Consider the following 24,351-nt stretch of genomic DNA (forward strand, 5'->3'; position numbering starts at 1 on the left):
ACAGTTGGTGATTTTTACATGAACAGGTAAATTCACCACTTTGATCATCAGTAGAAAGTGAGGCAGCATTAGAATGAAAGCAACTGGAATCGTACGTCGAATTGATGATTTAGGTAGGGTAGTAATCCCGAAGGAAATTCGTAGAACTTTACGTATTCGAGAAGGGGACCCGCTAGAAATATTTGTAGATCGCGATGGAGAAGTAATTTTAAAGAAATATTCTCCAATTAGCGAGCTAGGTGATTTTGCAAAAGAATATGCAGATGCTTTATATGATAGCTTAGGACATAATGTGCTTGTATGTGATCGAGATTCTATTATCGCAGTATCAGGTGTATCAAAAAAAGAATACTTAAATAAAAGCGTTGGCGATCTAATTGAAAAAACGATGGAAGAAAGAAAGTCTGTTATTATGACGGATGAAAGTGATATTTCCATTATTGATGGTGTAACAGAAAAGGTTCATTCTTATACAGTTGGGCCGATTGTTGCAAATGGAGACCCAATTGGGGCTGTCATTATTTTTTCAAAAGAAGCGATTATAAGCGAAATAGAGCACAAGGCGGTCAATACTGCTGCCAGTTTCTTAGCGAAACAAATGGAACAGTAAAGGTGTATGATTTTAGAAGTAGCAATCTTTCCTAATTATGATATTTCTTCTTGAGAAATCAATTATTTGGAGATATATGTATATTGAATGAAGGTAGCGCTTTGCTACCTTTTTTCATTGAATATTTCTAACGTTGCACGAACGTATTCTTACTTGTGTAGGTAAGGAAGCTTGTCCTTTTCTTTATGATATAATACGAGGGGTGAGAATAGAAAAAGGAGTTTTCTTGCATGGAATCGAAGAAGTATCAAGCCTTTTGGCGTGGGGCTATTATATTAACAATCGCAAGTTTTGTTACAAAGGTATTAAGCGCCTTTTACCGTATTCCATATCAAAATATAGCGGGTGACATTGGTTTTTATATTTACCAACAAATTTATCCATTTTATGGATTTTGTTTAATTTTAGCTACTTATGGGTTCCCTATTATAATTTCAAAAATGGTTGCGGAACGATTAGAGCGAGGGAAAAAACAAGAAGCAGAGGAAATTATTTGTGTATCTTTTTGGTTTTTATTAGGGATTGGTTTCATAGGATTTTTTACATTGTTCTTTGGTGCCGAAGCAATTGCGATAGCTATGGGCGATATACAATTAGATAAGCTATTACGCGTTATTTCCTTTTCATTCATATTGATGCCGTTTTTATCTGTAGCAAGAGGATATTTCCAGGGATTCAATAATATGATGCCAACAGCTGTTTCGCAAGTGATAGAACAAACGATTCGTGTTTCTATTATTGTATTTTTATCTCTATTCCTAATTGCTCACGAATTTGATTTATATACAGTTGGTGCAGGTGCTATGCTCGGTTCAATCGCAGGTGGATTGATTGGGATTATCGTACTTATACTTTATATGCGTCATGACTTTCGTTCTATATTCTTCAAAAGTGTAAAGAGGATTAAAGGGAAAAAGAAGATTATAAAAATCCTGTTTTGGCAGGGGTTAGCGATTTGTGTTAGTAACTTAGTGCTTATTTTTATACAAATGGCTGATTCTATTTCTTTCTATTCTCTACTTATTGGAGCGGGAGAGCCAGTTGAAAGTGCAAAGGTGTTAAAAGGTGTTTATGACAGAAGTATCCCGCTTATGCAATTGGGTACTGTCGTGACAACTTCCTTCTCGTTGTCGCTTATTCCAATTATTACAGCAGCGAAGGAAAGAGGGGATCTTACCTTTATTCGAGAAAAGGTAAGGTTAGCGATGAAAATAACATTTGTTATCGGATTTGCAGCAGCCATTGGATTAACTTGTATTATCCAACCTACGAATATTATGTTGTTTGAAAATAGTGATGGGTCAGATGTTTTATCTATTTTATCTTTATCTATTTTATTTAGTTCATTGTCGATTACAACTGCTTCTATTTTGCAAGGGTTAGGACAAACATTAAAACCAGCAATATTCGTTATATTTGGCGGTTGTTTAAAGTTAGCTTTAAATTATATATTAATGCCATATTTTAGTGTGAAGGGAGCTGCAATTGCGACGCTAGTTGCGTTAATTGTAATTTCTATACTAAATAGTGTATTACTTATGCGAGCTGTATCCGAATCGCTTATCGACAAACGGAATATGTTAGGTATAGTTATTAGTGGTATCGGTATGGGATTTGTACTAATAATGTTTATGCGTGTATTGCAAATGTCTGGATTAGTAATGGATACAAGTCATAGAGGTGTTGCAACACTTGAGGCGTTGTTAGGTGTAGCCATCGGCGGATTGGCATATATGTTTTTCATTTTAAAATTACGTGTATTTACAAAAGCAGAAATAGGAACCGTTATGAAAAAAGAGAAAAAAGAAGGTTCATTGAAGAAGAGTGGATAGAGGTGACAGGTTGTGAGTGGAATCATTACTATTTTAGGATTAGGTGCTGGTGAATTAGATCAGTTAACGATGGGTGTATATAGAAAAATAAAAGAAGCAGATCACATGTTTGTTAGAACGAAGGAACATCCCGTTATAGAAGAGTTGGAGAAAGAAGGTATACAATATACTGCTTTTGACAATGTATATGAAGCACATGATACATTTGAAATTGTATATGAAACAATTGCGAATACATTGCTAAAACAAGCTGAAGGTGCAGAAATCATCTATGCTGTTCCAGGGCATCCACTTGTAGCGGAAAGAACGGTTCAGCTACTATTGGAAAAAAGTGAAGTAGCGAATATTGAAGTGCGAATTGAAGGTGGGCAAAGTTTCCTTGATCCTATGTTTGCAAGTCTTAAGATTGATCCGATTGAAGGATTCCAATTAATTGACGCTACATCATTTGAAAGAGGACAATTAGAATTACGTCAACATTTAATCTTTTGCCAAGTATATGATGCATTCGTTGCATCTGATGTGAAATTAACATTAATGGAGATGCTGCCAGATGATTATGAAGTGTATATCGTAACAGCTGCAGGAACTTCATTTGAACAAGTTAAAAAGGTACCGTTGTACATGTTAGATCATGAAACGGAGTTGAATAATTTAACGAGTGTGTACGTACCGCCAGTTCAGGAACGTGCGTCCTTGTATCAACAGTTTGATGTGCTTAGAGAAATTATTGCAGATCTTCGTGGCCCGAATGGCTGTCCATGGGATAAAAAGCAAACACATCAATCTTTAAAGAAATATTTAATTGAGGAAGCTTATGAAGTATTAGAAGCAATTGATGAAGAGGATGATGATCACTTAGTAGAAGAACTGGGTGATGTATTATTACAAGTTATGCTTCATGCCCAAATCGGAGAGGACGAAGGTTGGTTCTCTATAGATGATATTATTCGAACTTTATCTGAGAAAATGGTTCGTCGTCATCCACATGTATTTGGGAATACGGATGTAAATAATGCCGATGAAGTAATTGCCAATTGGGAAGAAATTAAAAAACAAGAAAAAGGGTTTGTAAAAGAATCTGTTTTAAATGGGGTTCCAAAAAGTTTGCCGCAGTTACTACGCGCTTATGAAATCCAGAAACAAGCTGGTAAGGTTGGTTTCGATTGGGTTGATGTACAGCCGATGATAGAGAAAGCCTTAGAAGAATGGCAAGAGTTCCAACAAGAAGTTACAAACATGGATGAGGCGAAGATGTTAAGTGAATTTGGCGATTTACTATTTGCGTTTGTTAATATAGCTCGTCATTATAAAATAGATCCAGAAGAAGCGTTACGTTCAACAAATGAGAAATTCGTCAGTCGTTTTTTATACATGGAAGCAAAGGTAGCTGAAATGAAGAAAGAGATGCAAGATCTATCATTAGAGCAGTTAGATGTTTTCTGGGAAGAGGCAAAACAAACAGAGCGTTAATAGGGGGATTTAATATGCGTCTAGATAAGTTTTTAAAAGTATCACGTTTAATTAAAAGAAGAACATTGGCGAAAGAAGTAGCTGATCAAGGAAGAATATCCATTAATGGTCAAGTGGCAAAAGCAAGTTCAGATGTAAAAGTAGCTGATGAATTAACAATTCGTTTTGGTCAAAAAGTAGTAACTGTAAAAATAAATGAATTGAAAGAAACGACTAAAAAAGAAGATGCAGCAAATATGTATAGCTTAGTTCGTGAAGAAAAAGTAAAGGCCGAAGAAGGCTTGTTCTAAAATCGATTATCCCTTCATACATTACTATTAGCTAGTATAAATGTATGGGGGGATTTACGTGAATAATGGTTACTCACCTATGTCTTCTAATCAACAAAATGTTTCTGTAGAGCATGATATTATTATGCGTGGCAGACGTGTAATTGATATTACCGGTGTAAAGCAGGTAGAGAGTTTTGATAGCGAAGAGTTTTTACTTGAGACCGTAATGGGCTTTTTAACAATTCGCGGTCAAAATTTGCAAATGAAAAATTTAGATGTAGAAAAAGGTGTTGTATCGATTAAAGGGAAAGTTCATGAGATGCTGTATATTGATGAGAATCAAGGGGAGAAAACTAAAGGCTTCTTTAGTAAGTTGTTTAAATGAGTCTAACAATTCAGTTGTATACGATGCTCTCAATGATCGGAATGGGTGCTTGGATTGGAGCGTCTTTAGATACATACCAACGATTTTTAAAACGTCAAGAACGTAAGCGTTGGATTGTATTTATACATGATATACTATTTTGGATTGTCCAAGCATTATTCGTTTTTTACGTATTACTTCTTGTAAATGAAGCTGAACTACGGATATATGTATTTTTAGCATTGTTATGTGGTTTTGCGGCATATCAAAGCATGTTGAAAGCAATATACATGAGACTGTTAAATTTTCTCATCTATATTTTTGTGCAAACAACACACTTTTTTGTTCAAATTATACAGCTACTCATGATAAAACCTGTTATTATTATAGCGCAGCTATTTATTGCATTTATATTATTCTTATTTCGTATACTGCTTTCAATTGGACATGTGTTATGGAAAATGGTGATTTGGATATTACTTTTCATATGGAAAGTTTTTTTCTGGCCTGTTCGATTTATTGCTTCGCTCATATGGAAACTTCTCCCTAATCGTGTTAAACTTTTTATAATGAAGCATGTAGGGTTCCTGCAATATATAGCAAAATTGAAGGGACATATCTTCCAATTATGGGAGCGTATAAAAAAGAAGTTAGGGGGACCTCGGAAATGAGGGAACTGAGACAAAGAACAATCGAAAAACAGAGTCCAAATCCTGTTAAAGAGCATATAATACAAACGGATGAGAACAGGAAGCGACTTTATCGCCGTTTAGCGGTTTTTCTTGTCTTTGCTTTTACAATTATTGCGAGTATTAGTGTAACGTTTTATCAACAAAACAGTTCCATTAAAGCAAAAGAAGCAAAAGTTAAGGACATGAAAAAAGAACTGGATTCATTAACGAACAAAGAAAAGAGTCTAAAAGACGACGTTCAAAAGTTAAATGATGAAGAGTACGTATTAAAGATTGCTAGAAGGGATTATTTCTTCTCTGGAAAAGGGGAGATAATTTTTCCTGTTTCTAAGTAGAGTATGTCTTATTGACACTATATTTTAGGATTATATATAATAAAGTAAAATTTGACTTTTTAACCACTAAGGAGGAGCATTTTTTTTATGTCAATCGAGGTAGGCAGCAAGTTACAGGGTAAAGTAACAGGTATTACAAATTTTGGGGCTTTTGTGGAGCTGCCAGAAGGCTTAACGGGTCTTGTTCATATTAGTGAAGTTGCTGATAATTATGTGAAAGATATTAACGATCACTTAAAAGTGGGCGACCAAGTAGAAGTAAAAGTTATTAACGTTGAAAAAGATGGTAAGATTGGTCTATCTATTAAAAAAGCGAAAGAGCGTGAAAAAACAGAAGGAGATCGTCCACGTGGTGAATACCAACGCGGTGGTGATCAACAACGTTCTGGACGTCCACAACGTAATCGTTCTTTCAACAGAGATAACCGTGGTGGCGGTAACGACCGTGCTCCAAAAGAAACATTCGAGCAAAAGATGGCACGTTTCTTAAAGGATAGCGAAGATCGTTTAACTTCTTTAAAGCGTAACACTGAATCTAAACGTGGTGGCCGTGGCGCACGTCGCGGATAATAAGAACGTTTAATTCTTAGAATATAGAGAGGTGCCCAGGGCGATTGCTCAGGGTGCTTTTTTATATGTGAAAATATATTTTTAAAAAAGTTTTCAAGATGTGTTGACTTTAAATTATATCTGAGGTAAGATACTAATTGTCCGTTAAATAAGACGACATGGCGGTGTAGCTCAGCTGGCTAGAGCGTACGGTTCATACCCGTGAGGTCGGGGGTTCGATCCCCTCCGCCGCTATATTTAATTTAACGGCCCGTTGGTCAAGTGGTTAAGACACCGCCCTTTCACGGCGGTAACACGGGTTCGAATCCCGTACGGGTCATCTAAAAAGATCATGCAAATGTGCATGATCTTTTTTTGTTAAATAAATTAAGACATACAACACTTCTACAAAATCACCCTATATTTTCTGAATGTTCGATTAAAATATTAAAAATAAAATACATACTGTGTATATATGTAGAGTTATTTCGAATAAAAAGTCGAACGATTATAAAAGTGAAAACTGTTGTTTTGACAAAAATCCCAATAATCATCTTTTATAATGACAGTAATTAAACTATGCAGGTGGTGTTAAAAATATGCCTAAAGCAGGAAGGAATACTATGAATACAAGTGCATTGGCAATGAATGAAGGTCAGCTTGGAGGAGTAAAGTGGACGAGTAAGTTGCGAATGAAGTTTGAGCAAGTTTTCTTTAGATGGGGATTCATTATTGTTGTTATTGGTTTTCTTTTGGGACGAGCATATATATTAACAAACATTTTACCGTTTGCACTACCGTTTTTTGCTGCTGTTTATGTTATGAAGCGGGATAAAATGCCGCTCGCATTCTTGGCCCTAATGGGGGGCGCACTTTCAGTTTCGATAGATAATTTATTCTTTACCTTTGCATCTATTTTTACTTTCTTCATTTATAATATCTTCTTTAGTCGGTTTACACGTAAAACTGTTGGACTTGTACCATTCCAAGTATTTATCTCCGCATTAACTGCACATTTAGTTGTCGTATATTTTGCACAACAAACTGTTACCATGTACGATTTACTCGTTAGTACGATTGAGGCAGGGCTTAGCTTCGTATTAACTATGATATTTTTACAAAGTGTCCCGCTTTTAGTAGAAAGAAAAGGGAAACAACAAGCGTTAGAGACAGAAGAAATTGTTTGTTTAATTATATTACTAGCATCTGTTTTAACTGGTACAACAGATTGGTTCATATATGACGCTTCTATTCAACATATTTTTACTAGGTATTTAGTGCTTGTGTTTGCGTTTATCGCAGGAGCGGCTACAGGATCTACAGTAGGGGTCGTCACTGGGTTAATATTAAGCTTAGCAAATGTCTCTAGTTTGTCCCAACTTAGTCTGCTTGCTTTTTCTGGATTGCTTGGTGGTTTGTTAAAAGAAGGGAAACGCTTAGGTGTTAGTTTAGGTTTATTAATTGGGACAAGCTTGATTACGCTATATGTAGACAAGCAAACAAACATTGTGACAACTTTAATTGAATCTGGTGTGGCGATTGCTTTCTTTTTATTAACACCGAAACTTGTTATGGATCGTATTGCTAAATTTATGCCAGGCACACAGGAGCATTCGCAAGATCAACAACAGTATTTAAGAAGAATGCGTGATGTTACAGCGAATAAAATCAATCAATTTGCCAATGTATTTGCTGCTTTATCTAATAGCTTTTCTGTATATGGATATGTGGAGGAGGAAGATAAAGAGACGGAGGCAGATTTGTTCTTAAGTACAATTACTGCAAAAACATGTCAAACATGCTTTAAAAAGGACCAATGCTGGGTAGTTAATTTCGATAAAACGTATGATTATATGAAACAAATAATGAGTGAAACGGAAGAAGGAACTCTGCAGCATAATCGGAAGTTAGTTCGTGAATGGGACAAGCATTGCGTAAGAGGCAAGAAAGTGACGGATTTAGTAGCGGGTGAATTAGATCACTTCTATGAGGGACAAAAATTACGAAAACAAATGAAAGAAAATCGTAGAATAGTAGCGGAGCAATTGTTAGGTGTATCAAAAGTTATGGAGGATTTTGCTAAGGAGATACAAAGAGAAAGAGAAAATCATCAAGTACAGGAAGAACAGATTCTGCAAGCGTTTCGTGATTTTGGTGTAGAAATAGAGCATGTTGATATTTATTGTTTAGATAGAGGAAGTATTGATATTGAAATGTTGATTCCAGTTGCATCTAATGAACATGGAGAGTGTGAAAAATTAGTTGCACCAATGCTTTCTGATATCCTGAAGGAAAACATAGTTGTGAAACATGAAGAAAAATCTTCTTATCCGAACGGCCACAGTTTAATATCATTTGGTTCAGCAAAAACGTATTCCCTTGATACCGGCTTGGCCACAGCCGCGAAAGGCGGTGGGTTTGTTTCGGGTGATTCTTATGCGATGATGGATTTAAGTGTTGGGAAATATGCCCTTGCAATTAGTGATGGCATGGGAAATGGGCAAAGAGCTCATATGGAGAGTAAAGAAACAGTGAAATTATTACAAAAAATACTTCAGTCAGGCATTGATGAGGAGATAGCGATTAAATCTATTAACTCTATTCTCTCTTTAAGAACAACAGAAGAGATGTTTACGACATTAGACTTAGCTATGGTAGATTTGCGGGATGCGAGTGCGAAGTTTTTAAAGATTGGATCGACGCCGAGTTTTGTTAAACGCGCAAATAATATTTTGAAAATTGAAGCAAGTAATTTACCAATGGGAATTATCGAGGATGTTGAAGTTGATGTAGTGGGTGAGCAATTAAAAACAGGTGATATTCTTATTATGATGAGTGATGGGATTTTTGAGGGCGCGCAGCATGTGGAGAATCACGAGTTATGGATGAAGCGGAAAATTAAAGAGTTACAAACTGAAGATCCGCAAGAAATTGCTGATATCATTATGGAAGAGGTGATTCGATCTGGCGATGGTTATATAAATGATGATATGACTATTGTAGTAGCCAAAGTGAAGAAAAATATGCCGAAGTGGGCTACCATTCCAATTGTAGGAATGCAAGCGCAATAAAGTGAAACTTGAAGTGTAATGTTTCTTTCTAAAAACCTAGGTGAATACCTAGGTTTTTTTGCTTTAAAAGATAATGTTATTATTTTTGTGAATATGTACGGATGATGTAAGATAAAAATATAATTTTTGTATATCTTTTTTTTGCACAATGTTTGTAAAAGTTGTACCATTATAAACAAGGTAACTAACGTTGCTGTTCTTGTTTAATGAAAGGTGATTACGAAGTTGAAAGATACATTTGTTGAAAAGGTAGATGACTTTGTAAAGCAGCATGATGTATTAAAGGAACGCTCAACAATTGTTGTAGGGGTTTCTGGTGGTCCTGACTCTTTGGCTCTTCTATATTATTTGTTAGAAAAAAGAGCAGCAAAACAGTTTGAAATTGTAGTGGCGCATGTGGATCACATGTTTAGAGGTGATGAATCTCATGAGGATCTACAGTTTGTGCAGGACCTTTGTAAAGGACTGGGAGTTATTTGCGAAACGATAAGAATTAATGTGTCGCAATATCAACAGCAATACGGGATGAATGCACAGGTTGCTGCTAGAGAATGCAGATATGCATTTTTGGAAAGAATAATGAAGAAATATGATGCGAGATATGTAGCCCTTGGACATCATGGTGATGACCAAGTAGAGACGATTTTAATGCGTCTTGTACGAGGGAGTACTCCGAAAGGATATGCAGGAATTGCAGTGAAGCGTCCTTTTCATAATGGATATTTAATTAGGCCGTTACTTGGAGTAACAAAGGAAGAAATTGTTGATTACTGTAATAAGCTGAAAATAATTCCTCGTATAGATCCAAGTAATAAAAAGGAAGTATATACAAGGAATCGATTACGTAAATATGTTCTTCCTCATTTGAAAGAAGAAAACCCACAAGTGCATGAGAAATTCCAAAAATTTAGCATGCAGATGCAAGAGGATGAGGCGTATTTGCAGGAATTAGCTTTTGAGAAAATGAATAAAGTAATTACAAAAAAAAGTGATAAACAAATTAGCATATCAATTCCTGCCTTTGAATCCATGTCTATGCCTTTACAAAGAAGAGGGATTCAACTAATATTAAACTATCTTTATGAATATAAGATTCCATCTTCTCTTTCCTCTATACATATTGACAAAGTGATTGAGTTTTTTAAGCGGACACAACCTTCGGGTTCACTTGATTTCCCAGGTGATTTAAAAATTGTTCGCGCATACGAGGAGTGTAGCTTTGGATTTAAACAAGAAATTGTTTCCCCTTTTTTACAGGATTTATCAGTTCCCGGGACAATTACGCTATCGAACGGGGATAAACTTGTAACAGAGGTGAGCGAAGATATACCAAGTGACATGAATGAAACAGTATTTGTTGCTAAGTATAATGATATATCATATCCGCTTCGTATTCGGTCTAGAGAAAATGGAGATCGCATGTCAATACAAGGTATGAATGGCACTAAAAAGATAAAAGCTATTTTTATCGAAGCGAAAGTGCCAAGAGAAAAAAGAGAAGAATGGCCGGTCGTTTGTGATGCAAGAGGGAATGTTATTTGGTTACCCTTGTTGAAGCGATCTGCATTTGCTATCTCGAAAGAGACAGCAAAGAAGGATAAATATATGATTATTCACTACAAAAGCAAGGAGTCTTCCGGGAGGATAATGAAATGATGAATCAAGATATCGAAAAAGTATTAATTTCTGAAGAGCAAATACAAGAAAAGGTGCTCGAATTAGGCGCGATTATTGCAGAGGATTATAAAAACACAGTACCTCTTGCGATTGGTGTACTAAAGGGTGCAATGCCATTCATGGCAGATTTATTAAAGAGAACAGATACATATCTTGAAATGGACTTTATGGCTGTATCTAGTTACGGTCACTCAACTGTTTCAACAGGCGAAGTAAAAATTTTAAAAGACCTTGATACTTCTGTAGAAGGTCGCGATATTTTAATCGTTGAAGATATTATTGATAGCGGTCTTACGCTAAGTTACTTAGTAGACCTATTTAAATATCGTAAAGCGAAGTCTGTAAAAATTGTTACGTTATTAGATAAACCAACAGGCCGTAAGGTAGATTTGAAAGCGGATTATGTTGGATTTACTGTACCGCATGAATTTGTTGTAGGATATGGATTAGATTATAAAGAGCAGTACCGTAATCTTCCTTATGTAGGAGTATTAAAACCAAGCGTTTACTCAAATTAATTAAATACAGGCGTCACAATTGTATAGGAAAGTTTTTCTATGTTACGATTTACTATAGTGTTTATGCCGTGAGAGGAGGTTAGGAATGAATCGTATCTTCCGTAATACCATCTTTTATTTACTGATATTCCTAGTAGTAATTGGAATCGTGAGCTATTTTAATGGTTCGACACAAAAAACGACATCAGTTAGCTACGATAAATTCATTACTAAACTAGAAAAAGGTGAAGTTCGTAATGTGCAACTTCAACCGAAAAATGGTGTGTTTGAAGTAAAAGGACAATTTAATAACTCTAGCCAGGGAGAACAATTTGTTACTTATGCACCAAATACTGAGGAATTACAAAAGAAAATTAATGATAAAGCGCAAGGTGCTGAAGTTAAGTATCAACCAGCAGAAGAAACAAGTGCTTGGGTAACCTTCTTTACTTCTATCATTCCGTTTGTCATTATCTTCATTTTATTCTTCTTCTTATTAAACCAAGCTCAAGGCGGCGGTAGCCGTGTTATGAACTTCGGGAAAAGTAAGGCGAAGTTATATAATGACGAAAAGAAAAAAGTTCGTTTCAGAGATGTTGCTGGAGCGGATGAAGAGAAACAAGAGCTTGTTGAGGTAGTTGAATTCTTGAAAGATCCTCGTAAGTTTGCTGAAGTTGGTGCCCGTATTCCGAAGGGTGTTCTATTAGTGGGACCTCCAGGTACAGGTAAAACTTTACTAGCACGTGCTGTTGCAGGTGAGGCAGGCGTTCCGTTCTTCTCTATCAGTGGTTCTGATTTCGTAGAGATGTTCGTCGGTGTCGGTGCATCACGTGTACGTGATTTATTCGAAAACGCAAAGAAAAATGCTCCTTGTATCATTTTCATTGATGAAATTGATGCGGTAGGACGTCAACGTGGCGCAGGTCTTGGTGGTGGCCATGATGAGCGTGAGCAAACGTTAAACCAATTGCTTGTTGAAATGGATGGATTCGGTGCAAACGAAGGTATTATTATCATCGCTGCGACAAACCGTCCTGATATTCTTGACCCAGCATTATTACGTCCAGGTCGTTTTGACCGTCAAATTACAGTAGATCGTCCAGATGTAAATGGCCGTGAAGCTGTACTGAAAGTACATGCTCGTAATAAACCGCTTGATGAGAATATCAACTTAAGAGCAATTGCAACTCGTACACCGGGATTCTCTGGTGCCGATCTTGAAAACTTATTAAACGAAGCTGCTTTAGTAGCTGCGCGTCAAGATAAGAAGAAAATTGATATGAGTGACATTGATGAAGCAACGGATCGTGTTATTGCAGGTCCGGCTAAGAAAAGTCGTGTTATCTCTGAAAAAGAACGTAATATCGTTGCTTTCCATGAAGCGGGCCATACTGTAATTGGTGTTGTTCTTGATGAAGCTGATGTCGTTCATAAAGTAACAATTGTCCCTCGTGGTCAAGCTGGTGGATATGCAGTAATGCTTCCGAAAGAAGATCGTTACTTCATGACAAAACCAGAGTTACTTGATAAAATCACTGGTTTACTTGGTGGTCGAGTAGCTGAAGAAATTGTATTTGGTGAAGTAAGTACAGGTGCTCATAATGACTTCCAACGTGCGACTGGTATTGCAAGACGTATGGTTACGGAATTTGGTATGAGTGATAAGCTTGGACCAATGCAATTTGGTAGCTCACAAGGTGGTCAAGTGTTCTTAGGAAGAGACTTCCATTCAGAACAAAACTATAGTGATGCGATTGCACACGAAATCGATATGGAAATGCAAACGATTATGAAAGAATGTTATGCTCGTGCAAAACAAATTCTTACTGACAATCGTGATAAACTAGATCTTATTGCGAAAACGTTACTTGAAGTAGAAACGTTAGATGCAGAGCAAATCAATCATTTATGTGATTATGGCAGATTGCCAGAACGTCCAACATCTTCAACTGATGTGAAAGTAAACATCAACATGAAGAAGGACGATGAAGAATCAGAAGATAAGTAAGAGATGAAGGAGTGACGATAGTCACTCCTTTTTTATTTGTAGAAGGGAACTAAGTAGAAAAAGAATTTAAATAAATCTGGTATTAAAAATTGAAATGGGGAGTAATCTTTTTGTAAAATGATGAGGATAGAAAAGCTGATTATATAAGTATGTGTGATATGATGTTTTTATAAGTTTTATACATACTGCACAAATATAGATTAAATAAGATAAGTGGTGAGAATATGATTTTTGTATTGGATGTAGGGAACACAAATGCTGTACTGGGCGTGTTTGAAGAGGGGGAACTTCGTCAACATTGGCGCATGGAAACAGATCGTCATAAGACAGAAGATGAATATGGGATGCTTGTGAAGCAGTTGCTTGAGCATGAGGGTCTTTCGTTTGAAGATGTGAAAGGTATTATCGTGTCTTCAGTCGTACCACCAATTATGTTTGCTTTAGAGCGCATGTGTGAAAAGTATTTTAAAATTAAGCCGCTTGTAGTAGGTCCTGGAATAAAAACGGGGCTAAATATTAAATATGAAAATCCACGTGAAGTAGGTGCGGATCGAATCGTAAATGCAGTAGCAGGAATCCACTTATATGGAAGTCCGCTTATTATTGTCGATTTTGGTACGGCTACTACATATTGTTATATTAACGAAGAAAAGCATTATATGGGTGGAGTTATTACACCGGGAATTATGATTTCAGCAGAGGCTTTATATAGTAGAGCAGCAAAACTCCCTCGTATTGAAATTACAAAACCAAGCAGTGTAGTTGGGAAGAATACGGTAAGTGCGATGCAATCTGGTATTCTTTATGGTTATGTAGGACAAGTGGAAGGTATTGTTAAGCGCATGAAAGAGGAAGCTAAACAAGAACCGAAAGTTATTGCAACAGGTGGATTGGCGAAATTAATTTCAGAAGAATCGAATGTAATTGATGTTGTAGATCCATTCTTAACATTAAAAGGTTTGTATATGTTATACGAGCGTAATGCAAATTTACAGCATGAGAAAGGTGAATAAATAAGTATGAAAGATTATTTAGTAAAAGCGTTAGCATTTGATGGGGAAGTGCGTGCGTATAGTGTACGTACTACAAACACGGTAAGTGAGGCGCAAAGACGTCATGATACATGGAGAACAGCTTCAGCGGCACTTGGTCGTTCTTTAACTGCAGGTACAATGATGGGTGCAATGTTAAAAGGTGACCAAAAGCTAACGATTAAAGTAGAAGGTAATGGTCCGATTGGTCCTATCTTAGTAGATGCTCATGCAAATGGGGATGTACGTGGTTATGTAACGAATCCACATGTTGACTTTGAAGGAACAGAACAAGGGAAATTACGTGTATATCAAGCGGTAGGTACTGAAGGATTTGTAACGGTAATTAAAGATATTGGTATGCGTGAGCCGTTTATTGGTCAATCTCCAATTGTTTCAGGAGAATTAGGAGAAGACTTCACGTATTATTTTGCAGTTTCTGAGCAGACGCCTTCTTCTGTAGGTGTTGGTGTCCTTGTAAATGGAGACGATAGCATATTAGCGGCAGGTGGATTTATCCTTCAAATTATGCCGGGTGCACAGGAAGAGACAATTTCATTCATTGAAGAGCGTTTACAGAAGATTCCTCCTGTATCAACATTGATCGAACAAGGGCTTTCTCCAGAAGAGTTACTGTATGCAGTCCTTGGAGAAGATAAGGTAAAAGTATTAGAAACGATGGATGTTCAATTTAATTGCACATGCTCACGCGAACGTATCGAGAGTGTGTTAATTAGTTTAGGTAAAACGGAGTTAGAGCAAGTTCGTGAAGAAGAAGAAGAAACAGAAGTTCATTGTCATTTCTGTAATGAGCGATACAAGTTCACTAAAGAAGATATTACAAATCTAATTGAGAATTTGTAATAAGGGAATTTACCCTCTAAATACATTGACAAACAGGGAATTTTCTGACAAAATCTAAATATAGACAAAACCAATAAAAATACTCGGTGTTAGGAGTGACAGGAATGCGAGTGGCACAATCAGTTTCAGAATTAATCGGGAAAACGCCGATCGTTAAGTTGAACCGCATCGTAGAATCAGACAGCGCAGATATATACTTAAAATTAGAATTTATGAATCCGGGGAGCAGCGTTAAAGATCGTATCGCATTAGCTATGATTGAAGATGCTGAGAAAAAAGGATTATTAAAAGAAGGCGATACAATCATTGAACCGACAAGTGGTAACACGGGAATTGGTTTAGCGATGGTAGCGGCTGCTAAAGGATATAAGGCAATTTTAGTAATGCCAGAAACAATGAGTATTGAACGTCGTAATTTATTACGTGCTTACGGTGCGGAATTAGTATTGACTCCAGGGCCTGAAGGAATGGGTGGAGCAATTCGTAAAGCGACTGAATTAGCAAAAGAGAATGGTTACTTTATACCACAACAGTTCAAAAACCAATCGAATCCAGAAATTCATCGTTTAACAACAGGTCCAGAAATTGTTGAACAAATGGGCGACCAATTAGATGCGTTTATTGCAGGTATTGGTACGGGTGGAACGATTACTGGTGCTGGTGAAGTGCTGAAGGAAGCGTATAAAGATATTAAAATTTATGCAGTAGAACCTGCGGATTCACCAGTATTATCTGGTGGGAAACCAGGCCCGCATAAAATCCAAGGAATTGGGGCTGGATTTATCCCAGAGACATTGGATGTAGAAGTATATGATGAAATTGTTCAAGTGAAAACGGAGCAAGCGTTTGAATATGCAAGAAGAGTGGCTAAAGAGGAAGGTATTCTAGTTGGTATCTCTTCTGGAGCAGTTATTTATGCAGCAACAGAAATTGCGAAAAAGTTAGGTAAAGGGAAAAAGGTACTTGTTATTATCCCAAGTAACGGTGAACGTTATTTAAGTACACCACTTTATCAATTTGAGTCTTAATTATATGTGATTGAAAAAGCATCCTTGAAAAAGGATGCTTTTTCTTTTTGGATTGGAAATAGGAAAAGAGTGAATGACTAGAAAACTTCATGTAAAATAAGAGGTAGTATAATTAATTTATTTTCACTAGCCTTCGAGTATAACTCTTCTATATACATAACGAATGTAGTTTGAAGTGGTTAATATAAGAGGGTGGGATAAAAGAAGACGGGGTGTTGATATGCAACGAAGAAAATCTTTAGCGCTTTCTATTCCATATCAGTTAGATTTCTTTAAGCAATATAAATTTCTTTCTAAGGATAAACCGCAACATATTTTGTTAGAGAGTGGGCGTGGCGGTCGTTATAACATTGTGGGGTTAAACCCGGTAGCGGTAATCCGAGGGAAGGGTGAAACGTTACATATAAGTGAAAGTGGTAAGGAAACAATAAAGCAAGGAAACCCATTAGATTTAATGCAGGAATATATGGAGCGATGGAAAACGGATTATAATCCGGAATACCCGCCTTTTCAAGGTGGTGCAATTGGCTACTTTAGTTATGATTGCATCCGTTATATTGAAAAACTTCCTTCTCTTGCCGAGGATGATATTAATATACCTGACATATTCTTTTTATTATTTGATGATGTGTTTGTGTATGATCAAGAGGAAAAAGTATTATGGATTATTACACATTATGCAGATAAGCACGAAGAGGCAAAAGAACGATTAAATGAATGGAAGGTTCTTTGGACGACAGAAGCGCCAGAAGTGACTATGCCGTTTGCGTGCCCTGAAAAGAAAAGTGAAGCAGTTGCTTTTACTGAAGAAGGTTTTATGAAGGCAGTTGAATGTATTCAAGAATATATTGGTGCTGGTGATGTGTTCCAAGTTAACTTGTCAACAAGACAAGAAAGAACGTTACAAACACATCCATTAGAAATTTATACAAGTCTTCGCGAAATTAATCCATCTCCATATATGGGTTATTTGGAGCTTGGGGATTTTCAAATTGTTAGTGGATCGCCGGAGTTGCTAATTAAGAAACAAGGAATTGAGGTAAGTACAAGGCCAATTGCTGGAACGAGATCTAGAGGGGCGAATGAGCAAGAGGATGAAGAGTTGGCAAGAGAATTAATTGAGAATGAAAAGGAACGAGCAGAGCATGTCATGCTTGTAGATTTAGAGCGAAATGATTTAGGGCGTGTTTGTAAATATGGCACTGTAGAAGTAGATGAATTTATGGTAATTGAGAAATACTCACACGTTATGCATATTGTTTCTAATGTGCGTGGTGAGGTGGAAGAAGATAAAGACGCTTTTGAGTTAGTGAAGGCTGTATTCCCTGGGGGGACAATTACTGGTGCCCCGAAAATACGTACGATGGAAATTATTGAAGAATTAGAACCTGTTCGCCGAGGGATTTATACAGGTTCAATTGGTTGGATTGGTTATTCTGGAGATACAGAATTGAATATTGTGATTAGGACACTTCTTGCTAAAGATGGAAAAGCGCATGTACAAGCGGGGGCGGGAATTGTAATTGATTCAAATCCGGAAAATGAATATAAAGAGTCGTTAAAAAAGGCGATTGCTTTATGGCGTGCAAAAGAACGTAGCGAAGAAACGGTTAGGTGAGAGAAATGATATTAATGATTGATAATTATGATTCTTTTACATTTAATTTAGTGCAGTTTCTTGGAGAACTTGGACAAGATCTTGTTGTTAAACGTAACGATGAAGTGACTATTTCAGATATTGAGAATATGAAACCAGACTTTTTAATGATTTCACCAGGTCCATGCAGTCCGAATGAAGCGGGAATTAGTATGGAGGTTATTCGATACTTTGCCGGAAAGATTCCGATTTTTGGGGTTTGTCTTGGGCATCAATCCATTGCGCAAGTGTTTGGTGGAGAGGTTGTCCGCGCAGAGCGATTAATGCATGGGAAAACATCGCTTATGCATCATGATGAAAAGACGATTTTTTCGGATATCCCAAATCCGTTTACCGCGACGCGCTATCATTCCCTTATTGTTAAGAAAGAGACGTTACCTGATTGCCTAGAGGTAACATCTTGGACAGAAGAAGGGGAAATTATGGCGCTCCGCCATACAACATTACCGATTGAAGGTGTGCAGTTCCACCCGGAATCTATTATGACTTCTCACGGGAAAGAGTTGTTGCAGAATTTCATTCGTAAATATAGTCCGAGTGTGACATCATGTTAATTTACGTAAATGGTCAGTACGTAGAATCGAGTGAAGCGAGAATTTCTCCTTATGATCACGGTTATTTATATGGTCTTGGAGTTTTTGAGACTTTTCGTATTTATAATGGTCATCCTTTCTTATTGGATGATCATTATGACCGTTTAATAGATGCGCTGGATACGTTGCAAATTAAATGGTCGATGACGAAAGATGAAGTAATGCTTATTTTGAAGAATTTACTCGTTAAGAATAAATTAGAGCATGCGTATGTCCGTTTTAATGTATCGGCGGGTATAGATGAAATTGGATTGCAAACAGAAATGTATGAAGAGCCGTCTATTATTGTTTTTATAAAACCTTTAGCGGCCCCGGGAGATGTAGTGGAAAAAGAAGGGGTTGTCTTAAATCAAGTGAGAAATACACCAGAGGGTGCATCTCGCTTGAAGTCTCACCATTATTTAAATAACATTTTGGGGAAACGTGAAATTGGAAATGGTGTGAATAAGGAAGGGATTTTCCTGACTGAAGCAGGTTATGTTGCAGAGGGTATTGTTTCGAATCTCTTTTTTGTGAAAGGTGATATTTTATATACACCTTCGCTTGAAACAGGGATTTTAAATGGTATCACTCGTGCGTTTATTATAAAGGTTGCTGAAGAGATTGGTATAGAAGTAAAAGAAGGTTTCTTTACAAAAGATGAATTACTTTCAGCCGATGAAGTCTTCGTAACAAACTCGATTCAAGAAATTGTTCCGCTTAATCGTATAGAGGGACGAGATTTCCCGGGTAAAGTAGGTATGGTTACAAAAAGATTTATGAACCTTTATGAAATGCAGAGAGAGAAATTGTGGAGCAGAAATGAATTACGAAGAGGAGATGTGTAGTTTGAAGTGGGATTATGATTTGCGCTGCGGCGAATATACATTGAACTTAAATGAAAAAACGTTAATTATGGGGATTTTAAATGTAACACCAGATTCGTTTTCTGATGGTGGGAGTTACAACGAGGTAGATGCTGCAGTGCGCCATGCGAAAGAAATGCAAGATGAAGGTGCTCATATTATTGATATTGGTGGCGAATCTACTCGTCCGGGCTTTGCTAAAGTGTCAGTGGAAGAAGAAATAAAACGAGTTGTTCCAATGATTCAGGCTGTCTCAAAAGAGGTGAAATTGCCTATTTCTATCGACACATATAAAGCGGAAGTTGCAAAACAAGCGATCGAAGCTGGTGCTCATATTATTAATGATGTTTGGGGAGCGAAGGCGGAACCGAAAATCGCTGAAGTTGCGGCTCATTACGATGTACCTATTATCTTAATGCATAATCGCGATAACATGAATTATCGTAATTTAATGGCTGATATGGTTGCTGATTTATATGACAGTATTAAAATTGCTAAAGATGCTGGTGTACGAGATGAGAATATCATTTTAGACCCAGGCATCGGTTTTGCTAAAACACCTGAACAAAATTTAGAAGCGATGCGTAATTTAGAACAGTTAAACGTACTAGGTTATCCAGTTCTCTTAGGTACTTCAAGAAAGTCCTTTATTGGGCATGTGCTAGATTTACCGGTAGAAGAACGTCTTGAGGGGACGGGAGCTACCGTTTGTCTTGGTATTGAAAAGGGTTGTGAGTTTGTTCGTGTTCATGATGTGAAGGAAATGGCACGTATGGCTAAGATGATGGATGCGATGATTGGTAAGGGGGTAAAGTGATTGGATAAAATTTATATTCATGATATGGAGTTTTACGGTTATCATGGTGTATTCCCAGAGGAAAATAAATTGGGCCAGAGATTTAAAGTGGACTTAACGGTGGAATTAGATTTGAAACAAGCAGGAGAAAGTGATGACTTAGAGCATTCTGTTAATTATGGAGAGCTTTTCGAATTATGTAGGAAAGTTGTAGAAGATAGAACATATAAGCTTGTAGAGAGTATTGCTGAAAATATTGCTACAGATATATTGAAACAATATGAGAGTATTTCAAGATGTACGATAAAGGTAATTAAACCAGATCCGCCGATACCAGGACATTATCGTGCTGTAGCGGTAGAAATTACGAGAGAACGTCCATGAATAATATAGCTTACATTGCATTAGGTTCAAATATTGGAGAACGTTATACGTATTTAACTGAAGCGATTCAGTTTCTGAATAAAAATCCTTATATCAAAGTTGAGGATGTTTCGTCTGTATATGAGACGGAACCGGTTGGCTATACTGACCAAAGTTGCTTTTTAAATTTAGTTATAAAAATTTCTACCAATTTATCACCGCAAGAATTATTGAAAGTAACGCAAAAAGTAGAAAATGATCTAGGAAGAAAAAGGGAAATTAGGTGGGGACCTAGGACTATCGACCTTGACATTTTACTATATAATCAAGAAAATATTGAAGCAGAGAATCTTATTGTTCCGCATCCGCGGATGTTCGAAAGAGCTTTTGTTATCGTTCCGTTGTTAGAGATTAATCAAGATATAAAACAAAACATTTCACGTTCACAAGTAGAAGAAATGAAAAGGCGAGAGGGAGTAACGGTATGGAAGCAGAAAAATGGGGAAGACGCATTCGTGCTTTTCGAAAACTAAAAGGTTATACGCAAGAAGGTTTTGCAAAAGAATTAGGGGTATCTGTATCTGTTTTAGGTGAAGTTGAGCGAGGGAATCGATCGCCTTCCCAAGACTTTGTAGTGGAAGTTGCTAAAGCATTAAAGGTCTCGATAGATGAGCTAATGCCAAAGTGACCATGAAGGAAGGAGTAAATCGAGTGTTAAAAATCGCAAATATTGAGATGAAAAATCCGGTTGTATTAGCACCGATGGCGGGAGTGTGTAACTCTGCATTCCGTTTGACAGTAAAAGAATTCGGTGCAGGCCTAGTTTGTGCTGAAATGGTAAGTGATAAGGCGATACTACTGAACAATAAAAGAACATTAGATATGTTATATATTGATGAGAGAGAAAAGCCATTAAGTTTACAAATTTTTGGTGGCGAGAAAGAAACTCTTGTAGATGCTGCGAAATACGTAGATCAATATACGACAGCAGACATCATTGATATTAATATGGGGTGCCCAGTACCGAAAATCGTTAAGTGTGATGCAGGAGCAAAGTGGCTTTTAGACCCAAATAAAATATATGAAATGGTAGCGGCAGTTGTAGATGCTGTAGAAAAACCAGTTACAGTAAAAATGCGTATTGGTTGGGATGAGGATCATATTTTCGCAATCGAGAATGCGAAAGCTGTTGAGCGTGCTGGTGGACAAGCGGTAGCAGTTCATGGGCGCACACGAGTACAAATGTATGAAGGAAAAGCGGATTGGGATATTATTAAACAAGTAAAGCAAGCTGTAAATATCCCGGTTATCGGAAATGGTGATGTCGCAACGCCGCAAGATGCAAAGCGTATGCTTGATGAAATTGGTGTAGATGGTGTTATGATTGGCCGCGCTGCCCTTGGAGATCCATGGATGATTTATCGTACGGTAAAGTATTTAGAGACGGGTGAGTTAATGCCGGAACCGACAGTGCGTGAGAAAATTGACGTATGTATGTTGCATCTAGATCGTCTTATTGATTTAAAGAACGAAAATGTCGCTGTAAGAGAGATGAGAAAGCATGCAGCTTGGTATTTAAAAGGTATTCGTGGTAATGCAACTGTACGTAATGGTATCAATGCTTGTAATACGCGTGAAGACCTTGCAAATGTATTAGGTACATTTGTAGAAGAAGTAGAAGCGAAACAACAAACAATTCACGTTGGTTAATAATAGGAAGGGAAGATTGACATTCTTCTATACACTTCCTATAATTACGTGAAAGAAAGAAGAACTGCCAGTTAGTTGCTGGCAGTTTTTCTAGTTGAGTAGAAAATGCTATACTGTATATATTGTAAAAATTAATAGAGCTGGAGTGATATCAATACCATGGATAACATGAACCACGAAGAATTAAACGACCAATTGCTTGTTCGTCGTGAAAAGCTACATAACTTACGTGAGCAAGGGATCGATCCGTTCGGTAAACGTTTTGAACGTACAAATGCAACAAATGAATTATTAAGCCTATATGGAGAGTTCTCTAAAGAAGAATTAGAGGAGAAAGAAATCTCTGTTTCTATCGCTGGTCGTATTATGACAAAACGCGGTAAAGGAAAAGCTGGATTTGCACATATTCAAGATTTACATGGACAAGTTCAAATTTACGTTCGTAAAGATGCTGTTGGAGATGAAGAGTACGAATTATTTAAAACAGCAGATTTAGGTGACTTAGTAGGTATTGAAGGTAAAGTTTTCAAAACGAACGTTGGAGAACTTTCGGTGAAAGCAACGGGCTTTACGCTATTAACGAAATCTCTTCGTCCGTTACCGGATAAATATCATGGATTAAAAGATGTTGAACAACGCTACCGTCAACGCTACTTAGACTTAATTACAAGTATGGAAAGCCGTGAAACATTCGTTACTCGCAGTAAAATCATTCGTGAAATGAGAAGATACTTAGATGACAATGGTTATCTTGAAGTGGAAACACCTATGATGCACGCAATTGCAGGTGGAGCTTCTGCGCGTCCTTTTATCACGCACCATAATGCGTTAGATATGGAATTATATATGCGTATCGCAATTGAACTTCATTTAAAACGCCTTATTGTGGGTGGATTAGAAAAAGTTTATGAAATCGGCCGTGTATTCCGTAACGAGGGTGTATCAACTCGTCATAATCCCGAGTTTACGATGATTGAATTATATGAAGCGTATGCTGATTATAAAGATATTATGAAACTAACAGAAAATATGGTTGCTCATATCGCGAAGCAAGTACTAGGTACAACAACAATCCAGTATGGTGATTATGAAATTAATCTAGAACCAGAATGGACACGTCTTCATATGGTAGATGCAATTAAAGAACATTCTGGAGCAGATTTCTGGAATCCGATGAGTGTAGAAGAAGCGCGTGAACTTGCAAAAGAACATAATGTAGAAATTAAGGATACAATGGAAGTTGGTCATATTATTAATGAATTCTTCGAGCAAAAAGTAGAAGATAAATTAATCCAACCAACATTTATTTACGGTCATCCGGTAGAAATTTCGCCACTTGCGAAAAAGAACGACGAAGATCCACGATTCACAGATCGTTTCGAATTATTTATTGTTGCACGTGAACATGCAAATGCATTCACTGAATTAAATGATCCAATCGATCAGAAAGAACGTTTTGAAGCGCAATTAAAAGAACGCGAACAAGGTAATGACGAAGCTCACATGATGGATGATGATTATATCGAAGCTCTTGAGTATGGTATGCCTCCTACAGGTGGACTAGGAATCGGTATTGATCGCCTTGTTATGTTATTAACGAATGCACCATCTATTCGTGATGTATTATTATTCCCTGCTATGCGCCATAAACAAGACTAAGCTTTGGAGATTTCTCCAAAGCTTTTTTATTTGGGTATGAACTGCTTGGAGATAGTAAGTCTTGATAGTGCGAAAAATTATATTTATATAGAAGAAAAGTGCTGTTTTTATACTTTTTTACTAAGTTAAAAATTTTATTAGAAAAACTATTGCATTTTAATAATCAAACTGGTATATTTATATTCGTTGCCACGAAAGGTAACAAACAAAACAAACGAAAAACAACTTATTGAAAAAAGTTGTTGACGAAAATATAACAAAATGTTATATTAATAAAGTCGCTTCTGAGCGATGAAGAAGTTCTTTGAAAACTGAACGAAACAAACAACGTGAAACGTCAATTTTTATTTTAGATGCTAGACAAACTAACTTTATTGGAGAGTTTGATCCTGGCTCAGGATGAACGCTGGCGGCGTGCCTAATAC

Annotated in this window: 24 protein-coding genes and 2 tRNA genes; all 26 read left to right on the forward strand. The window is 36.9% G+C overall.

The window, feature by feature from the left end:
- Positions 1 to 73: 73 nt before the first annotated feature.
- The 26 genes from spoVT to lysS all read left to right on the forward strand — a co-directional run bounded on the left by spoVT (position 74) and on the right by lysS (position 23,926).
- Positions 74 to 610, forward strand: coding sequence for a stage V sporulation protein T (gene spoVT / locus RCJ96_RS26325; protein ID WP_000648302.1), 537 nt, complete (start codon positions 74 to 76; stop codon positions 608 to 610).
- Positions 611 to 840: 230 nt separating this feature from the next.
- Positions 841 to 2,442 carry a putative polysaccharide biosynthesis protein gene (locus tag RCJ96_RS26330; RefSeq protein ID WP_270796674.1) on the forward strand — a complete coding sequence of 534 codons (1,602 nt, stop codon included), beginning with the start codon at positions 841 to 843 and terminating at the stop codon, positions 2,440 to 2,442.
- A gap of 12 nt (positions 2,443 to 2,454) precedes the next feature.
- Positions 2,455 to 3,915, forward strand: a complete 1,461-nt coding sequence (mazG, locus tag RCJ96_RS26335; protein WP_416504748.1) for a nucleoside triphosphate pyrophosphohydrolase — start codon at positions 2,455 to 2,457, stop codon at positions 3,913 to 3,915.
- A 14-nt stretch (positions 3,916 to 3,929) separates the two neighbouring features.
- The gene (locus RCJ96_RS26340; protein WP_074606823.1) at positions 3,930 to 4,205 is read left to right on the forward strand and encodes an RNA-binding S4 domain-containing protein; all 276 of its coding nucleotides are present in this window, start codon (positions 3,930 to 3,932) and stop codon (positions 4,203 to 4,205) included.
- 58 nt (positions 4,206 to 4,263) lie between these two features.
- Positions 4,264 to 4,572, forward strand: coding sequence for a sporulation protein YabP (yabP, locus tag RCJ96_RS26345; RefSeq protein WP_001059101.1), 309 nt, complete (start codon positions 4,264 to 4,266; stop codon positions 4,570 to 4,572).
- Positions 4,569 to 5,222, forward strand: coding sequence for a spore cortex biosynthesis protein YabQ (gene yabQ / locus RCJ96_RS26350; RefSeq protein WP_000059762.1), 654 nt, complete (start codon positions 4,569 to 4,571; stop codon positions 5,220 to 5,222). Before yabP ends, yabQ begins: the two co-directional genes overlap by 4 nt.
- On the forward strand, positions 5,219 to 5,578 hold the full coding sequence (divIC, locus tag RCJ96_RS26355; RefSeq protein WP_074606825.1) for a cell division protein DivIC: 360 nt from the start codon (positions 5,219 to 5,221) through the stop codon (positions 5,576 to 5,578). The genes yabQ and divIC overlap by 4 nt, the downstream gene beginning before the upstream one ends.
- 87 nt (positions 5,579 to 5,665) lie before the next feature.
- Positions 5,666 to 6,148 carry a S1 domain-containing RNA-binding protein gene (locus tag RCJ96_RS26360; RefSeq protein WP_000021452.1) on the forward strand — a complete coding sequence of 161 codons (483 nt, stop codon included), beginning with the start codon at positions 5,666 to 5,668 and terminating at the stop codon, positions 6,146 to 6,148.
- Between the two features lie 160 nt (positions 6,149 to 6,308).
- A tRNA-Met gene (locus tag RCJ96_RS26365) sits at positions 6,309 to 6,382 on the forward strand.
- 13 nt (positions 6,383 to 6,395) lie between these two features.
- Positions 6,396 to 6,467 (forward strand) — tRNA-Glu (locus tag RCJ96_RS26370).
- A 259-nt stretch (positions 6,468 to 6,726) separates the two neighbouring features.
- Positions 6,727 to 9,198 carry a stage II sporulation protein E gene (gene spoIIE, locus RCJ96_RS26375; protein ID WP_001123528.1) on the forward strand — a complete coding sequence of 824 codons (2,472 nt, stop codon included), beginning with the start codon at positions 6,727 to 6,729 and terminating at the stop codon, positions 9,196 to 9,198.
- Between the two features lie 225 nt (positions 9,199 to 9,423).
- Positions 9,424 to 10,854, forward strand: a complete 1,431-nt coding sequence (gene tilS / locus RCJ96_RS26380) for a tRNA lysidine(34) synthetase TilS (protein WP_074606827.1) — start codon at positions 9,424 to 9,426, stop codon at positions 10,852 to 10,854.
- Complete coding sequence (hpt, locus tag RCJ96_RS26385) at positions 10,851 to 11,393, forward strand: hypoxanthine phosphoribosyltransferase (protein WP_000981838.1); 543 nt, start codon at positions 10,851 to 10,853, stop codon at positions 11,391 to 11,393. The genes tilS and hpt overlap by 4 nt, the downstream gene beginning before the upstream one ends.
- 85 nt (positions 11,394 to 11,478) lie before the next feature.
- Positions 11,479 to 13,380, forward strand: a complete 1,902-nt coding sequence (gene ftsH, locus RCJ96_RS26390) for an ATP-dependent zinc metalloprotease FtsH (protein WP_074606829.1) — start codon at positions 11,479 to 11,481, stop codon at positions 13,378 to 13,380.
- A 224-nt stretch (positions 13,381 to 13,604) separates the two neighbouring features.
- Positions 13,605 to 14,393: a type III pantothenate kinase gene (locus RCJ96_RS26395; protein WP_000578367.1), complete on the forward strand. Its 789-nt coding sequence runs from the start codon at positions 13,605 to 13,607 to the stop codon at positions 14,391 to 14,393.
- A 6-nt stretch (positions 14,394 to 14,399) separates the two neighbouring features.
- A complete protein-coding gene (gene hslO, locus RCJ96_RS26400; RefSeq protein ID WP_074606830.1) occupies positions 14,400 to 15,275 on the forward strand; it encodes a redox-regulated molecular chaperone HslO in 876 nt (291 codons plus the stop codon).
- 104 nt (positions 15,276 to 15,379) lie between these two features.
- Complete coding sequence (gene cysK / locus RCJ96_RS26405) at positions 15,380 to 16,303, forward strand: cysteine synthase A (RefSeq protein ID WP_001261701.1); 924 nt, start codon at positions 15,380 to 15,382, stop codon at positions 16,301 to 16,303.
- Positions 16,304 to 16,523: 220 nt separating this feature from the next.
- Positions 16,524 to 17,921 (forward strand): aminodeoxychorismate synthase component I, encoded by a 1,398-nt coding sequence (gene pabB / locus RCJ96_RS26410; RefSeq protein WP_416504749.1) that lies wholly within the window; start codon positions 16,524 to 16,526, stop codon positions 17,919 to 17,921.
- Positions 17,922 to 17,926: 5 nt separating this feature from the next.
- On the forward strand, positions 17,927 to 18,514 hold the full coding sequence (pabA, locus tag RCJ96_RS26415; protein WP_000602276.1) for an aminodeoxychorismate/anthranilate synthase component II: 588 nt from the start codon (positions 17,927 to 17,929) through the stop codon (positions 18,512 to 18,514).
- Positions 18,508 to 19,380, forward strand: a complete 873-nt coding sequence (gene pabC, locus RCJ96_RS26420; RefSeq protein WP_242304865.1) for an aminodeoxychorismate lyase — start codon at positions 18,508 to 18,510, stop codon at positions 19,378 to 19,380. The genes pabA and pabC overlap by 7 nt, the downstream gene beginning before the upstream one ends.
- Positions 19,355 to 20,215, forward strand: coding sequence for a dihydropteroate synthase (gene folP, locus RCJ96_RS26425; RefSeq protein WP_074606836.1), 861 nt, complete (start codon positions 19,355 to 19,357; stop codon positions 20,213 to 20,215). Before pabC ends, folP begins: the two co-directional genes overlap by 26 nt.
- A complete protein-coding gene (folB, locus tag RCJ96_RS26430) occupies positions 20,216 to 20,578 on the forward strand; it encodes a dihydroneopterin aldolase (RefSeq protein ID WP_000358059.1) in 363 nt (120 codons plus the stop codon).
- Entirely contained in the window at positions 20,575 to 21,090 is a 516-nt protein-coding gene (gene folK / locus RCJ96_RS26435) for a 2-amino-4-hydroxy-6-hydroxymethyldihydropteridine diphosphokinase (protein WP_001059445.1), read from the forward strand. The genes folB and folK overlap by 4 nt, the downstream gene beginning before the upstream one ends.
- Positions 21,042 to 21,245 (forward strand): helix-turn-helix domain-containing protein, encoded by a 204-nt coding sequence (locus RCJ96_RS26440; RefSeq protein ID WP_000387027.1) that lies wholly within the window; start codon positions 21,042 to 21,044, stop codon positions 21,243 to 21,245. The genes folK and RCJ96_RS26440 overlap by 49 nt, the downstream gene beginning before the upstream one ends.
- Positions 21,246 to 21,268: 23 nt before the next feature.
- The gene (dusB, locus tag RCJ96_RS26445) at positions 21,269 to 22,267 is read left to right on the forward strand and encodes a tRNA dihydrouridine synthase DusB (protein ID WP_000912258.1); all 999 of its coding nucleotides are present in this window, start codon (positions 21,269 to 21,271) and stop codon (positions 22,265 to 22,267) included.
- Positions 22,268 to 22,426: 159 nt separating this feature from the next.
- Positions 22,427 to 23,926 carry a lysine--tRNA ligase gene (gene lysS, locus RCJ96_RS26450; RefSeq protein ID WP_000369678.1) on the forward strand — a complete coding sequence of 500 codons (1,500 nt, stop codon included), beginning with the start codon at positions 22,427 to 22,429 and terminating at the stop codon, positions 23,924 to 23,926.
- Positions 23,927 to 24,351: the final 425 nt, after the last annotated feature.

The organism is Bacillus sp. BSL6 (assembly GCF_052928345.1).

Excerpts from the sequence above, each read along its gene's own strand:
- hpt (WP_000981838.1), top strand. The coding sequence starts at position 10,851 with ATGATGAATCAAGATATCGAAAAAGTATTAATTTCTGAAGAGCAAATA.
- RCJ96_RS26340 (WP_074606823.1), top strand. The coding sequence starts at position 3,930 with ATGCGTCTAGATAAGTTTTTAAAAGTATCACGTTTAATTAAAAGAAGA.
- RCJ96_RS26395 (WP_000578367.1), top strand. The coding sequence starts at position 13,605 with ATGATTTTTGTATTGGATGTAGGGAACACAAATGCTGTACTGGGCGTG.
- cysK (WP_001261701.1), top strand. The coding sequence starts at position 15,380 with ATGCGAGTGGCACAATCAGTTTCAGAATTAATCGGGAAAACGCCGATC.
- RCJ96_RS26330 (WP_270796674.1), top strand. The coding sequence starts at position 841 with ATGGAATCGAAGAAGTATCAAGCCTTTTGGCGTGGGGCTATTATATTA.
- pabB (WP_416504749.1), top strand. The coding sequence starts at position 16,524 with ATGCAACGAAGAAAATCTTTAGCGCTTTCTATTCCATATCAGTTAGAT.
- yabQ (WP_000059762.1), top strand. The coding sequence starts at position 4,569 with ATGAGTCTAACAATTCAGTTGTATACGATGCTCTCAATGATCGGAATG.
- ftsH (WP_074606829.1), top strand. The coding sequence starts at position 11,479 with ATGAATCGTATCTTCCGTAATACCATCTTTTATTTACTGATATTCCTA.
- RCJ96_RS26360 (WP_000021452.1), top strand. The coding sequence starts at position 5,666 with ATGTCAATCGAGGTAGGCAGCAAGTTACAGGGTAAAGTAACAGGTATT.
- spoIIE (WP_001123528.1), top strand. The coding sequence starts at position 6,727 with ATGCCTAAAGCAGGAAGGAATACTATGAATACAAGTGCATTGGCAATG.
- spoVT (WP_000648302.1), top strand. The coding sequence starts at position 74 with ATGAAAGCAACTGGAATCGTACGTCGAATTGATGATTTAGGTAGGGTA.
- hslO (WP_074606830.1), top strand. The coding sequence starts at position 14,400 with ATGAAAGATTATTTAGTAAAAGCGTTAGCATTTGATGGGGAAGTGCGT.
- divIC (WP_074606825.1), top strand. The coding sequence starts at position 5,219 with ATGAGGGAACTGAGACAAAGAACAATCGAAAAACAGAGTCCAAATCCT.
- lysS (WP_000369678.1), top strand. The coding sequence starts at position 22,427 with ATGGATAACATGAACCACGAAGAATTAAACGACCAATTGCTTGTTCGT.
- folP (WP_074606836.1), top strand. The coding sequence starts at position 19,355 with ATGAATTACGAAGAGGAGATGTGTAGTTTGAAGTGGGATTATGATTTG.
- folK (WP_001059445.1), top strand. The coding sequence starts at position 20,575 with ATGAATAATATAGCTTACATTGCATTAGGTTCAAATATTGGAGAACGT.
- RCJ96_RS26440 (WP_000387027.1), top strand. The coding sequence starts at position 21,042 with ATGGAAGCAGAAAAATGGGGAAGACGCATTCGTGCTTTTCGAAAACTA.
- pabA (WP_000602276.1), top strand. The coding sequence starts at position 17,927 with ATGATATTAATGATTGATAATTATGATTCTTTTACATTTAATTTAGTG.
- pabC (WP_242304865.1), top strand. The coding sequence starts at position 18,508 with ATGTTAATTTACGTAAATGGTCAGTACGTAGAATCGAGTGAAGCGAGA.